Source organism: Escherichia sp. HH26CH, assembly GCF_009820205.1.
Lineage (GTDB): Bacteria > Pseudomonadota > Gammaproteobacteria > Enterobacterales > Enterobacteriaceae > Escherichia > Escherichia coli_F.
Map to the genome: position 1 here is coordinate 108751 of NZ_VNXM01000066.1, position 13750 is coordinate 122500.

At 49.7% G+C, this 13750-nt stretch carries 10 protein-coding genes and 1 pseudogene; 2 read left to right on the forward strand and 9 right to left on the reverse strand.

The features are described from left to right. Positions 1–509: 509 nt before the first annotated feature. Positions 510–1463 carry an omptin family outer membrane protease OmpT gene (gene ompT / locus FQ015_RS21605; RefSeq protein WP_001201810.1) on the forward strand — a complete coding sequence of 318 codons (954 nt, stop codon included), beginning with the start codon at positions 510–512 and terminating at the stop codon, positions 1461–1463. Positions 1464–1712: 249 nt separating this feature from the next. On the opposite strand, the gene appY is transcribed toward ompT, so the two are convergent. Together appY and FQ015_RS24415 are read right to left on the reverse strand one after the other, a co-directional pair. After that, entirely contained in the window at positions 1713–2462 is a 750-nt protein-coding gene (appY, locus tag FQ015_RS21610; RefSeq protein WP_000386784.1) for a DNA-binding transcriptional activator AppY, read from the reverse strand. Between the two features lie 547 nt (positions 2463–3009). Beyond that, a pseudogene (locus tag FQ015_RS24415) lies at positions 3010–3176 on the reverse strand (tail fiber assembly protein); the annotation flags it as partial. 157 nt (positions 3177–3333) lie between these two features. Between FQ015_RS24415 and FQ015_RS21620 the strand changes: the two are divergent. After that, a complete protein-coding gene (locus FQ015_RS21620; protein ID WP_160524528.1) occupies positions 3334–3993 on the forward strand; it encodes a methyltransferase in 660 nt (219 codons plus the stop codon). Here the strand turns inward: FQ015_RS21620 and FQ015_RS24670 are convergent. The 7 genes from FQ015_RS24670 to FQ015_RS21650 form a co-directional block, all read right to left on the reverse strand. After that, positions 3938–4075 (reverse strand): hypothetical protein, encoded by a 138-nt coding sequence (locus FQ015_RS24670; protein WP_001309429.1) that lies wholly within the window; start codon positions 4073–4075, stop codon positions 3938–3940. The genes FQ015_RS21620 and FQ015_RS24670 overlap by 56 nt on opposite strands. Then, a complete protein-coding gene (locus tag FQ015_RS21625; protein ID WP_160524490.1) occupies positions 4048–4632 on the reverse strand; it encodes a tail fiber assembly protein in 585 nt (194 codons plus the stop codon). Before FQ015_RS21625 ends, FQ015_RS24670 begins: the two co-directional genes overlap by 28 nt. Next, positions 4632–8162, reverse strand: a complete 3531-nt coding sequence (locus FQ015_RS21630; protein ID WP_160524491.1) for a prophage tail fiber N-terminal domain-containing protein — start codon at positions 8160–8162, stop codon at positions 4632–4634. The genes FQ015_RS21625 and FQ015_RS21630 overlap by 1 nt, the downstream gene beginning before the upstream one ends. A 64-nt stretch (positions 8163–8226) precedes the next feature. Next, positions 8227–8826, reverse strand: coding sequence for an Ail/Lom family outer membrane beta-barrel protein (locus FQ015_RS21635; RefSeq protein ID WP_001233133.1), 600 nt, complete (start codon positions 8824–8826; stop codon positions 8227–8229). Between the two features lie 67 nt (positions 8827–8893). Then, on the reverse strand, positions 8894–12373 hold the full coding sequence (gpJ, locus tag FQ015_RS21640) for a phage attachment tail tip protein J (protein ID WP_160524492.1): 3480 nt from the start codon (positions 12371–12373) through the stop codon (positions 8894–8896). A gap of 59 nt (positions 12374–12432) precedes the next feature. Further along, positions 12433–13005 carry a tail assembly protein gene (locus tag FQ015_RS21645; protein ID WP_000847666.1) on the reverse strand — a complete coding sequence of 191 codons (573 nt, stop codon included), beginning with the start codon at positions 13003–13005 and terminating at the stop codon, positions 12433–12435. Further along, positions 13002–13745: a C40 family peptidase gene (locus FQ015_RS21650; protein WP_000140728.1), complete on the reverse strand. Its 744-nt coding sequence runs from the start codon at positions 13743–13745 to the stop codon at positions 13002–13004. The genes FQ015_RS21645 and FQ015_RS21650 overlap by 4 nt, the downstream gene beginning before the upstream one ends. Positions 13746–13750 lie beyond the last annotated feature (5 nt).

The following is a 13750-nucleotide window of genomic DNA, read 5'->3' on the forward strand; positions in this document are numbered from 1 at the left end:
GCAAAGCGGAAACAGATAAGACTGGCATAAATGAAGAAGAAATGGCGCGCCCTGCAGGATTCGAACCTGCGGCCCACGACTTAGAAGTTCCTAGAACGACATTTTAAGTCAACAACTTACCGCGCCATCTCTGCGCTCACACGTCCCACTACCTCAAAACATGTAAAGCCTTGCAAGCCATTGTGAGGCCTTATGTGTCTCAGTTTTGTCCCTCTTTTTTGTACTAAAAAACATAGTAATTGAGGATAAACCTCATGCTATTTTCGCTTATATGCCTCTAAAGGCATGGCACTTAAATAGATAAAAGCACCACAAAAGCATAAAAAACCACACAGTAAAACCGCAATATGAAACAATAACAGATAATTAAACCAAAAACAGATAGCGCATTGTGATAATCATTCAATACTAAACAAAATATAAACAGTGGAGCAATATGTAATTGACTCATTAAGTTAGATATAAAAAATACATATTCAATCATTAAAACGATTGAATGGAGAACTTTTATGCGGGCGAAACTTCTGGGAATATTCCTGACAACCCCTATTGCGATCAGCTCTTTTGCTTCTACCGAGACTTTATCGTTTACTCCTGACAACATAAATGCGGACATTAGTCTTGGAACTCTGAGCGGAAAAACAAAAGAGCGTGTTTATCTAGCCGAAGAAGGAGGCCGAAAAGTCAGTCAACTCGACTGGAAATTCAATAACGCTGCAATTATTAAAGGTGCAATTAATTGGGATTTGATGCCCCAGATATCTATCGGGGCTGCTGGCTGGACAACTCTCGGCAGCCGAGGTGGCAATATGGTCGATCAGGACTGGATGGATTCCAGTAACCCCGGAACCTGGACGGATGAAAGTAGACACCCTGATACACAACTCAATTATGCCAACGAATTTGATCTGAATATCAAAGGCTGGCTCCTCAACGAACCCAATTACCGCCTGGGACTCATGGCCGGATATCAGGAAAGCCGTTATAGCTTTACAGCCAGAGGTGGTTCCTATATCTACAGTTCTGAGGAGGGATTCAGAGATGATATCGGCTCCTTCCCGAATGGAGAAAGGGCAATCGGCTACAAACAACGTTTTAAAATGCCCTACATTGGCTTGACTGGAAGTTATCGTTATGAAGATTTTGAACTCGGTGGCACATTTAAATACAGCGGCTGGGTGGAATCATCTGATAACGATGAACACTATGACCCGGGAAAAAGAATCACTTATCGCAGTAAGGTCAAAGACCAAAATTACTATTCTGTTGCAGTCAATGCAGGTTATTACGTCACACCTAACGCAAAAGTTTATGTTGAAGGCGCATGGAATCGGGTTACGAATAAAAAAGGTAATACTTCACTTTATGATCACAATAATAACACTTCAGACTACAGCAAAAATGGAGCAGGTATAGAAAACTATAACTTCATCACTACTGCTGGTCTTAAGTACACATTTTAAGAACGCCAACTAAAATTTCCCCGAGGTGAAAATCGCCCCGGGGAATAACTAGCCATTTCAATGTAACAATTAACCCTTAAAATAAACCCAGAAGGTTATTAACTAAATCACATAGAAAACCATCAATTATAGTATGTATAAAATAGGCGACAGCAACCCAATTACAAATTAATGGTTCCAGAATATCACATCAGAAAAAACGCTGTATAATATTATAATTAACATGTAGACAACTTGTAATAAACATTATCAGTCAATTGTTTTGTTTATTCCATCTGTGACGCCGATTATTTTCTCAAAATAATGAGATGGCGTGACACCATAATAATCTTTAAATGCACATATGAAATATGAAGTACTGTTATAGCCACATTTCTGGGCTACGACATTGATAGAATAAGAGTTTGAAGTTATGAGTTTTTTTGCATACCTCATCCTAGTATCTCTCAATATTTCAGTAAATGACGTTCCTTCATCCCTTAATCTTTTTTTTATTAAACTTTCACTCGTATAAATCAATTCCGCAATATCTTTTAAATGCCATTGCCGCTCAATATTAAAACTGATTATTCCAGTAATTTTACAGGTAAATGTATTTATATTTGTTAGTATAAAAGAATTTACACTTTCGCGTTTTTTGAACATGGCAAGTAAGGATATACATAGTCTTTCTTTTAACCAAAGGGAGTGTGAGTCTGCTATTTTAATCCCTTCAAACAGAGAAAAAACAAGCGATAATGGAGGTTCCTCTTCAGCAATATAGCCATTCTTATCAAGAGTAAATTTGCCAGGCAGCTCATTATTCACGTCGATAAAAAAGGATAAACATGTTTTCTTATCTATATCAACAATTCTTAGTTTAGAGGGGCATACTGGTAACTCCCTTCTAATTTTGTCGCTTACAATAAACAATGAATTTTTTTTGAACGAGATAACTCTCCTGTTTATAATTAAATCAAATGATTGACAGATGAAAACTACGGAGCAAACATAATCCATCTTGCACCTATCATAAAATTAAAACAAGTTGATAGCAGTCAAATAACAACCAATTAAATACACAATCATAATCAGGATGATGTGCATTTATATTTTTATACACAAAATTATAGTTTGCAAATTTTAATAAATTTCATTTAAGATTAAATTATTATATGTATATTGTTTTTTATTCTAACGTATTTTAAAGTTACATTTTTCAACGCTTACTATACTTTTTATTAACATAAACTCACTACAACGCACCTGAAACCTCTTGCTATATATATATGTCAACCGTTTGAATTTAAAATAAAAAGAGTATCATTTTTACTTGCATTTCTTATCAAGTCACATTCAACAACAGTAAAAAAACATTATTAGAACCATTCAATTAACAAAAAACCAACATCCAGCTTGCTTAATTTTTCTTTATTAAACGATATTGAAAATCAATTGATAAAATACATCTAAACAACCTTTTGGGGCGCAAAAGCATAACATCAAACAAACAAATAACACACAAAAAAAACTCACAATTAATAACCTATGATATACATACTGTTTATTATGGTTGAATAAGCCACTCGATATCTGGTGCTACGGAAGTGTCCACACGGTTTAGCAGCACCCGATACTTTTTCAGGCTTCCAGCAACGATCTTTCTTCCTCCGTTGCGATTTCCAGATCTACAGCATCCTGCAGTGGCGCAATATACTCACTGAATTCCTGGATGTAGAACTGTGTGGTGACGGTCTTCCAGCCATTCGGCTCCTGCTGTATTGAAGCATACCAGGCTATTTCAATATCGCTATGCTGCGGCAGCATTTAACCCCTTGTAATTCATTGCCATAATTGATTTAATTCACAAACAAAACTATAACATTGTGAAATTAATGAAAAAAACACAGATGATGGGGCTAGAATTTACACACCACTTACCCTAAAGCTTTATGACTGGTGGGTTTTGGGAGTATCAAATCGGCTTGCATGGGGATGTCCTACAAAGGAACACCTTCTTCCACACTTTCTGGAACATTTAGGTAACAACCATCTGGATATTGGTGTTGGAACTGGGTTTTACCTTACTCACGTACCTGAGAGTAGTCTGATATCTTTAATGGATTTGAACGAAGCTAGCCTGAACGCGGCATCTACAAGGGCTGGGGAATCAAAAATTAAACATAAAATTAGCCATGATGTTTTTGAACCTTATCCCGCGGCGTTACATGGTCAATTTGATTCCATTTCCATGTTTTACCTTCTTCACTGCCTGCCTGGAAATATATCTACAAAAAGCTGTGTAATACGCAATGCGGCGCAGGCCTTAACTGACGATGGAACTCTATACGGAGCCACAATTCTTGGCGATGGAGTTGTGCACAATAGCTTCGGTCAAAAACTGATGCGCATTTACAATCAGAAAGGCATCTTTTCAAACACAAAAGATTCCGAAGAAGGCTTAACACATATACTCTCAGAGCATTTCGAGAATGTTAAAACCAAGGTTCAAGGTACTGTAGTAATGTTTTCCGCTTCAGGGAAAAAATAGCATCCAACCGCAGCACGTTCTTGCTTAAGACGTGCTGCGGCATAATCCCAATGATTACTCCCTGACAGGGTTCGTAGGCCACTCAATATCAGGTGCAGTTGATGTATCAACACGGTTCAGCAACACCCGATACTTTTTCCATGCTTCCAGCAACGAGATTTCTTCCTCCGTTGCAATTTCCAGATCTGCAGCATCCTGAAGCGGCGCAATATGCTCACTGGCTACCTGCATCAGGCTGTTTTTTGTTTCTTCCGCCTCCCGGATCCGGAACAGTTTTTCTGCTTCCGTATCCTTCACCCAGGCTGTGCCGTTCCACTTCTGATATTCCCCTTCCGGCGATAACCAGGTAACATTTTCCGGTAACGGACCGAGTTCAGAAATAAATAACTCGTCCCCTGACGCTACGTCATAAACCGTTTTACCCCGATGGTCTTCAACGAGATGCCACGATGACTCATCACTGTTGAAAACAGCCACGAAGCCAGCCGGAATATCTGGCGGTGCAATATCGGTACTGTTTGCTGGCAGACCTGTATGAGGCGGAATATATGCGTCACCTTCACCAATAAATTCATTAGTTCCGGCCAGCAGATTATAAATTTTTATGGTCCGTGGTTGTTCACTCATTCTGAATGCCATTATGCAAGCCTCACAATATAGTTAAATGCGATGTTTTTGACGGTGTTTTCCGCATTACCAGCAGCGTTAACGGTGATGGTGTGTCCATGTGAACCAATCGCAACGGAGTGCGTATGAGCACCAATACCGACAGTATGCGCGTGTGCACCTGCAGATGCTGCTGTGCCGGACAGTGAGTGGCTATGATTACCATCTGTACTGGTATTAGCTAACCACCCCGTAGACATACCTACTGAGCCTTGTACACCCCAGGTATTTTGACCTGAGCTTGTATAACCATATTGATAAGTATCTTTAAAAACACTGGGGTTAAATCGACGGCCATCTCTATGGCTGTGATTACCAGCTGCATTCGTGCTGCCACTTAAACTATGAGTATGCGCACCAGTGTTATTCGTGGATTTAGTGCCGTAATCAAACGACGATGTGGTTTTCGTCCCCAAATCCGTACTGGATGCGCTGGCGCTGTGGGTGTGCGATTTAATGCCGTCCTGTTCCTGAGACAATACGGCACGACCACTGGCGGGCTTGCCCTTAATCGTCCAGCCACGCATATCAGGAATAACGCCTGACGGATAAGCCACTGCAAGTTTCGGGTATGCAGATTTGTCAAAAGTCTGCCCCTGCATCAGGGCATAGCCAGACGGAACGGTATCTGATGGCCACGGGATTGGTGCGCCGACTGGGTAGCTTTCTGGTGGAAGATTTTTCGAAGTATAAACTTCTGCCCAGTCATCCTCAAAACCATAACCGTCTCTTGAAGAACGGTAGAACAGACCACCATTTCTGTAATGCGCCTTCATCTGCAGGGTCCGGCAACTTCCGACTCCGGTATAGAAGTTAACCAGAATATAGCTGTCGCCAGAGCGAGTGACATTGTAAGCGCCTGATTCGGCATTCCATGGAACGCCACCATCCGCATCGGCATATGTATCCGTTGCCCTTCTGGCAAAAGCAGCCACATGCGCGGCGGTTAAAGTAATATCTCTGGAACCATCAAACTCAACACCAGAAACCCGTCTTGGCGTTTGCAGCTTTGTTGCTGTTAATGCATTACCGTTCAGACTTGCGGACAGTTTGGTTCCAATAACCAGTTCGCCGGTTGCGTTATCAATAGCAAACGGTCTTAATGTATTCCAGCCACCATAAACATCACCTTGATTGGTAAGCAGCAGGTAAGTTTTAGCGCCATCATTACGCCATAATGCACCATACTCCCCACCTATCATTCGAATCTGATTACCACCACGCGCTACAATTTCGTCTGTGGCAAAAAGTTTTTTGCACGACAAGTTATCGTTAACGATTAACGAATGAGACTCATAAAAACCACGCCCACTCTTAAAATCAAGGATAACGTCCGCCGCGATACATTCAGTCGCTGGATTTGTTGCCCCAAACTTATAGGTCGTATCATTAACAACGAGATCAGCACCAGGTGCGGATATTGACAGGCCATCTTCGATAAACGCAAAAACAGGGAAAGCAGCGCCATCAACATAGAACACAGAGCGCAAATCATCGCCCTTATTACTCATCATTATTGAGTGGATGGCTCGTTCATTGTTTTGATATTGCCAGAACATTCCATAAGCATAACGCCCCCTGTCAGTCCAGCCACCAGGCATAACAAATCCGTTAAACTCGCAGTTATTCATCGGATCGCCTGCGGTTCGCGTTGCCGTGGTGATAATGACCCTTGATGCCAGTTCGCTTACTGAGCCAGCAGAACGCATAACAACAACAGGGTAATATTTTCCAGATGTTGCACCTGCAGGAGCGTTAACCCGCACATAACGCATACCACGCTTATCAGCAAAGTCTGTTTTACTGACCGCGTTAATGTTGTTCAGGAAGCGTCCCTTATCGGGTATATCAGCGCCGTTCTGGTCTTTCTGCAGACGTTTCTCTGCATTGTCATAGGCTGATTTTACTGCCTTTGGCGTTGCCGCCAGCGTTTCAGACGTGCTGTTGGTCGCGCTGCTTAGCTGGATTATCCCTTTCTGTGCTGTCGTTGCATCCTGTGCGGTGTATTTCCCGTTAGCCAGGTCATACGCGGCCTTAACGGCTTTTGGCGTTGCCGCCAGTGACTCGGAAGTGCTATTGGTCGCACTGCTGAGCTGTACTATCCCCTTTTTCGTCGTGCTCGCATCCTCAAGCGCCACGGCGGATGCAATATCCTCTGCCCGTTTTGCCGCTGTCTCAGCGCGCGTTGCCGCGGATTCCGCCGTACTTTTGCTCTGAGCTGCCGCCGTCGCACTGCCAGCTGCCTCTGTCGCCTTCGTGGATGCCGTCGTGGCGCTGCCCTTCGCTGCGGACGCTTGTCTGGTCGCCTCATCTTTTGAAGCAGACGCAGATGATGCCGATGACGCCGCCGAACTGGCGGACGATGCGGCAGCCGTTTTTGAGGATTCTGCGCTGGTTTCCGACGCTTTCGCGTTCGTCTCGGATGTCTTCGCTGCGGAAGCAGACCTCGCTGCTGCGCTGGCCTGTACAGCGGCTTCGCCAGCCTTCGTTGTGGCTGTTGAAGCGGACGATGCAGCACTTTCTGCCGATTTTCCGGCGGCGGTGGCACTGGCTGAGGCCTGCCCGGCACTTGTTGACGCGGCACTGGCAGACGACGCAGCCGCTGTTTTTGAGCCTGCCGCAGCTGAGGCACTCTGTCCCGCTGCCGTTTCAGAAGACCTGGCGTTTGTCTCAGACGTCTTTGCCGCCTTCGCGGAATTGCCTGCCGCCGTTGCCGAGGAAGCGGCACTACTGGCGCTTGATGATGCGTTCGTTTCTGATGATTTCGCTGCCTCTTTTGAGGCCGCCGCATCCCGGGCTGAGGTGGCAGCTTCTGACGCTTTCGTGGTCGCGGTGGATGCTGAAGTGGCTGCTGATTGTTGTGACGCTGCCGCATTCGTTTCTGACGTTTTTGCCGCAGCGGCACTGGTGGCCGCCGCGCTTTTTGAGGACTCTGCAGCGGCAGCACTTTTTGATGCTTCAGTGGCCTTTGCTGATGCCGTTCCTGCGCTGGAAGACGCTGACTGAGCCGACGAAGCGGCCTGTCCGGCTGACGTGCTGGCTGCGCGTGCTGAGCCTGCAGCATCAGTCGCATGGGTTGCCGCCTCACGGGCAGATGTGCCGGCATCGCCGGCTGACTTCTTCGCGGCTGCCGTGTTCTGTGCCACTGCGGACGCGTTACGCGCCACCTCTTCCACCATCAGTTCAAAACGGCGCAGTGCCTCTGGCCGGACATCATCCTCCGTCATTGCACCGAGGAAATCATTCAGTGTGCCCGGCTTTGAGTCCTCATATACGGTGATAATCCCGGCGTGTGACGGCGGGAATCCCTCCACCAACAGACTGACGCTGTACTGACCATACTCGACGTCCATTGTGTAACGCCCGGCTTCATCCGGGTTTTCTGAGGCCACTGTGTTCACCACCACCGTGGTGCTGTTGCGCCTGGCCTTTAGCTGAATGGTGCAGTTTTGTATCGGCTTACCTGCGCCATCTTTCAGTACACCTGAAATCCGTACTGCCATATTCCCCCCACAAAAAAGCCCGCCTGAACCGGCGGGCTGTCATAACACTGTGTTACCTGGCTAATCAGAATTTATAACCGACACCAACGATGAAACTGTTGGTACGCCAGTCACCGCTGCCGGAGCCTTCATAAGCGACGTCAACGGCCACGGATTCGGTCGGGTTAAACTGCACGCCAGCTCCCCACGCCAGAGAGGTGTTACTGTGGCGAGCGTCATCACTTCCGGTCAGCACGTCGTGCGTTTTTCCCTTGTTGTCAGTTACGCGGAGATAATCCCCGGAAAAAGTCGACACACGGCTGTAAGCCACGCCTGCCATCGCATACGCGCTGAACCATTCATTCACGCGTACAGACGGCCCCGCCATCACGCTGAACCAGCGGTTACGCACGGAATCTTCATGCCAGCGGGTATCGCTGTAACGGGTAAGCTGGCGATTCTTGTCTCCTGCATAGCTGAACGACGTCACCATCCCCAGTGTGTCCGTAAACTCATAACGGTATTTCACGTTAATCCCGTTCAGATCATCACTGCCGGGAACGTTCGTCCGGGCATGAAGATACCCCGCGCTCAGCGTGGACTGATGTTCAGACGCCCATACAGGCGCACCGGATACGGCCAGACAAATGGCTGCGGACAAAATGGCTGCACAAACTTTACGCATAATTACCTCTCGCTTTTCTGCAATAAAAAAGGCGCCATTTCTGGCGCCCGTATATGGGTTATAAAATTCAGCTGATACTGATGCCTGCGGTGGCTTTCTTCATCACCACAACCAGCAAATCGCTGATACTTGCTGTGGGATACCAGTCATTTACCAGCCATGCTGACACCGAAAACTCCAGCGTCATGTGGCCGTGACCAGCTGGCATATCAATAACACCACTGTAAATCAGCGTATTATCCAGCGCGGTACGGTTATAAATTTCAGCACCATTTTTCTTCACTATCAGGCGGCATGAGGAGTAAATATCAGTATGCTCTCTCTCATGTTTAGCACCGCTGAATGCCACCGCCGGAATAACAATCTGCCGGTCAAACGGCTGATCGTCATAAATCCTGACGGTAATGGTCCCTGATGGCCACCGCTCCGGTGCCCGGGAGTCCCGCGGGAAAGCCTTACCCACTGTTTTGACAATATCGCCTTCAATCTGGTTGGCTGACAGTTTCCCTTTAATCTGACAGTTCTCATTTATCGTAACGTTGTTGAGCGTCCCGGCGTTCGCATTCACACTGCCACTGATATCTGCATTTTTAGCGGTCAGCTTTCCGTCCGGTGTCATGGAAAATGCAGGAGGATTACCGCCGCTGGTAATGGTGGGAGCCGTCAGATATTTCAGGAACACTTCATTCATGAATATCTGATCACCCTGACCAACAAACATCGGTTTTGTGTTGCCATTTGCAGGATTAATCATCGCAATCCTGTCTGCCGCCAGCAGCACCTGACTCTGCATGCCGTCGGGGGTGTTCTCAATACCGGCACCGATACCCGCAATATAAAGGCGTCCGTCCTGCATCTGCTGCAGCTTCACAGCCCACATGCTGTTCAGATTATTATTTGTATCAACCTGAACCTTCTGTATCTGCTGGATCGCTGCACTCTGGTCTTCCAGTTTCTTATTGACGGTCTGTGTTATTTCATTGCTGACATCCGTTATGGACGTCCTGATTTCAGTCAGGTCAGGCGCAAGCTGACCGTTATCAATCTGCGTCCACAGCTCCTGAGCCAGATGGGTTTTCCCTATCTCGCCTTTGAAAAAATCCAGATAGCCTGATGCATCATCACTCGGCTGACCGACAGCCTCCACGAATGCCGATTTGCCAACGGTGTTCACACTGCGAACGTAAAAATAATAATCATGGCCCGGTTTGATATTGATACTGGCGGCTATCCAGTACAGTGCCGTACCAAGATAACGCGCGCTGGTTTCAACCTGCCTGATATCCGCAATCCGTTTTTCCGAGAACCAGAACTCAAACTGTACCGTCGGGTCATAAACCGCAAGATGCGGCGTGGCGGTTATCTGAAAATAGCCCGGTGTCAGCTCAATCCGAGACGGCGCTGCCGGTGCGGCAATCCGGAACGATACCGATGCCGGATCGCCCTGCTGTCCCCACGCATTTACCGCCCGGACTGTCAGCCTGTAGTTCCCCAACGCCAGTTGTGTGAAGCGGTATGTGGTTTCCGTCGTCCGGGCCGTGCTGACCAGCCGCTCACTGCCGTCGTCCGCTGTTACGGTCAGACGGAGCAGGAAGCTCACGCCCTTCACCACCTTCGGTGTGTCCCAGCGCGCCAGCACCTGATATTCCCCGCTGTCTGCGGTGACTTCGGCAGTCAGGTGCTGCACCGCTGGCGGCGTGACACCATTCACCGTGCCGCTCTGGTCGCCGTCAAAGTGCGCCCCGTTATCCACGATGGCCTCTTTTTCCGGCACATGCTGCACGGCGGTGATGGCATACGTGCCGTCGTCGTTCTCACGGATACTCACGCAGCGGAACAGTCGCTGGCGCAGCGTCGGCAGCTTCAGCCCCCACACGCTGTATCCGGCAACGCCGTCAGGAACACGGCTCACTTTTACCTTCACGCCGTCGGTGACGGACTGGACCTCCACGCTGACCGGATTGCCACTTCCGTCAACCAGGCTTATCAGCGTGGTACCGGAGGATGGCAGCGTGATTTCACGGTCGAGCGTCAGCGTCCGGGTCTGGCTGTTCACCGCCAGCACGCGCCCGCCGGTGCTGATACCCGCATAGTCATCATCGCAGATTTCAATGACATCCCCCGGTACATGGCGAAGCCCTTCCGCACCCACGCTGAAGTCCACGGTCTGCGTTTCCAGCAGTTCCGTTTTAATCAGCCACAGCCCGGCGCGGTGCGCCTGCCCCCGACTGGTACAGCCAAAGGCATCCATCTTCGTGACGTTACGACCGTAACGGGCAATGGCCTGCGTGTCCTCCACAAGCTCTGTCGCCGTCTCCCAGCCGTTATCCGGGTCAATCCAGTTCACCTCAACGGCATTATGGCGGTCCTTCAGGGCGCTGAAGCTGTAGCGGAACGGCGCGCCATCATCCGGCATCACCACATTACTGCGGTTATAGGTCCACACCTTATCTGATGGTCGGTCCTGCACGAACGTCAGCGTCTGCCCGTTCCATATCGGCATACAGCGCATCGCCGAGCAGAAATCACTGAGCACATCCCACGCCTTGCGCTGTGTGGTCAGCCAGGCATTACAGGTGATGCGCGGCTCCGTGCCGCCAAAGCCGTCCGGCACCGACTGGTCGCAATTCTGGCCGATGACATACAGCGCCCATTTATCCACATCCGCCGCACCAAGACGTTTCCCCATGCCGTAGCGCGGATGGGTCAGCATATCCCACAGACACCAGGCCATGTTGTTGCTGTATGCCGGTTTAAACGTTCCGTCCCAGATACCGCTGTATTGCCGCGTCTGCGGGTTATAGTTCGACGGCACCTGCAGAATACGCCCGCGCAGATGATAATTACGGCTCACCTGCTGGCTGCCGAACTGCTCCGAGTCCACCTGCACACCGACCAGTGCCGTGTTCGGGTAGCACTGTTTCACATCGATGATTTCGGTGTATGACGACCAGAGCGTTTTGTTCTGCAGCTGGTCTGTGGTGCTGTCCGGCGTCATCCTGCGCATCCGTATACTGAACGGGCGCGGCGGCAGGTTACCCACCACCACCGAGGCCAGATACTGCGAGGTGGTTTTGCCCTTAATGGTGATGTCTTTTTCCGTCACCCAGCCACCATTACGCTGTATCTGAACCAGCAGGCGGACTTCCGACGGATTCCTGTCCCCCTTTGAGGTGGTTTCCACCAGTGCCTGCACGCCGAAGGTAACACGCAGTCGGTCAATGTTTGCCGACGTGATGGTCCAGGTGATCGGCGTGTCGTATTTCACTTCCGTACCCAGCACCGTCTCGGAGCCGGAGGATTCAAATCCCTCCGGCGGTGTCTGCTCCTGCTCACCGGCCCGGAACACCACCGTGACGCCGGAGATGTTGGTATTCCCCTCACTGTCCAGCACTGGCGTACTGTTCAGCAGCACGCTTTTTAATCCATCCACCGGACCTTCAATCGGCCCTTCGCTGATGGCATCGATCACACTCAGCAACTGCGTGGACTTCAGGTTGTCCTTCGCTTCGCGCGGAGTATGCCCCTTACTGCTGCCTTTACCCATTCCTCACGCTCCATAAACGACAAAACCGCCCGGAGGCGGTTTCACATAAACGTTTTTCATCAGCGACCAATCACCACAACCTGACCACCATCCCCTTCGTCTGCCGTGCTGATCTCCTGAGAAACCACGCGAGACCCCACGCGCATTTCCCCGTACAGAACAGGCAGAACATTGCCCTGGGCAACCATGTTATCCAGTGAGGAGAAATAGGTGTTCTGCTTACCGTTATCCGTTGTCTGTGTACGGGGAGTTCTGGCTTTCGGTGCCAGCATCTGCGCCACACCACCGAGCACCATACTGGCACCGAGAGAAAACAGGATGCCGGTCATACCACCGGCCCCAATGGCTGCCCCCCATGCTGCAAGGGTGGCTCCGGCAGTAAAGAATGATCCGGCAATGGCGGCAGCCCCCAGAACAATCTGGAATACGCCCCCTGACTTGGCCCCGGCGACTCTGGGAACAATATGAATCACAGCGCCGTCAGGCAGAGTCTCATGTAACTGCGCCGTTAACCCGGACGTGCTGACGTCCCGCCCGGCAATCCGTACCTGATACCAGCCGTCGCTCAGTTTCTGACGAAACGCCGGGAGCTGTGTGGCCAGTGCGCGGATGGCTTCAGCCCCCGTTTTCACACGAAGGTCGATGCGGCGGCCAAATCGTTGCAAATCCCCGTAAAGGCAGATGCGTGCCATTCCCGGTGACGCCAGAGGGAGTGTGTGCGTCGCTGCCATTTGTCGGTGTACCTCTCTCGTTTGCTCAGTTGTTCAGGAATATGGTGCAGCAGCTCGCTGTCACCACAGTAAATGGCGGCATGATTCGGCACCGATGAACCAAAACAGCACAGCAGCACATCGCCCGGTTGTGCTGATGACAACGGCACCTGATACAGCCCTGTGGCCTCCAGATTATCCAGATAGAGATTCTGACCGTGACGCCACCAGTCATCCTCGCGATGAAAATCCGGCATCTCAATCCCCGCCAGATGGTAAGCATCCCGGAACAGCGTGTAACAGTCCGTCACCCCGTGCTCAAAGCGCCGCCCGGAAAGATGTGGCACACAGCGGAACTTGTGAATCGCCCCCCGGCAAACCAGCCACCACGGCAAATCACTCTGCACCTGCAGCCGCCGGTCGGTCTCACTCAGCCAGGGCAGACCACCGGGGTGGCTGTGGACCAGCGCCACAATCTCACCCTGCATCTCTGCCCGCAGCCAGTCCTCCGGCGACATCCGGAAATACGCCTCCGGCTCACCGGAGATATTCACGCAGGGAAAATATCTTTCCCCCTCCGGTGTTCTCACCACGAAGCCGCACGACTCCGCTGGCGCACATCGCCGGGCGTGCGCCAGAATCGCTGATTCTGTCTCTGTCATGGGAT

Excerpts from the sequence above, each read along its gene's own strand:
- ompT (WP_001201810.1), top strand. The coding sequence starts at position 510 with ATGCGGGCGAAACTTCTGGGAATATTCCTGACAACCCCTATTGCGATC.
- appY (WP_000386784.1), bottom strand. The coding sequence starts at position 2,462 with ATGGATTATGTTTGCTCCGTAGTTTTCATCTGTCAATCATTTGATTTA.
- FQ015_RS21625 (WP_160524490.1), bottom strand. The coding sequence starts at position 4,632 with ATGGCATTCAGAATGAGTGAACAACCACGGACCATAAAAATTTATAAT.
- FQ015_RS21630 (WP_160524491.1), bottom strand. The coding sequence starts at position 8,162 with ATGGCAGTACGGATTTCAGGTGTACTGAAAGATGGCGCAGGTAAGCCG.
- FQ015_RS21635 (WP_001233133.1), bottom strand. The coding sequence starts at position 8,826 with ATGCGTAAAGTTTGTGCAGCCATTTTGTCCGCAGCCATTTGTCTGGCC.
- gpJ (WP_160524492.1), bottom strand. The coding sequence starts at position 12,373 with ATGGGTAAAGGCAGCAGTAAGGGGCATACTCCGCGCGAAGCGAAGGAC.
- FQ015_RS21650 (WP_000140728.1), bottom strand. The coding sequence starts at position 13,745 with ATGACAGAGACAGAATCAGCGATTCTGGCGCACGCCCGGCGATGTGCG.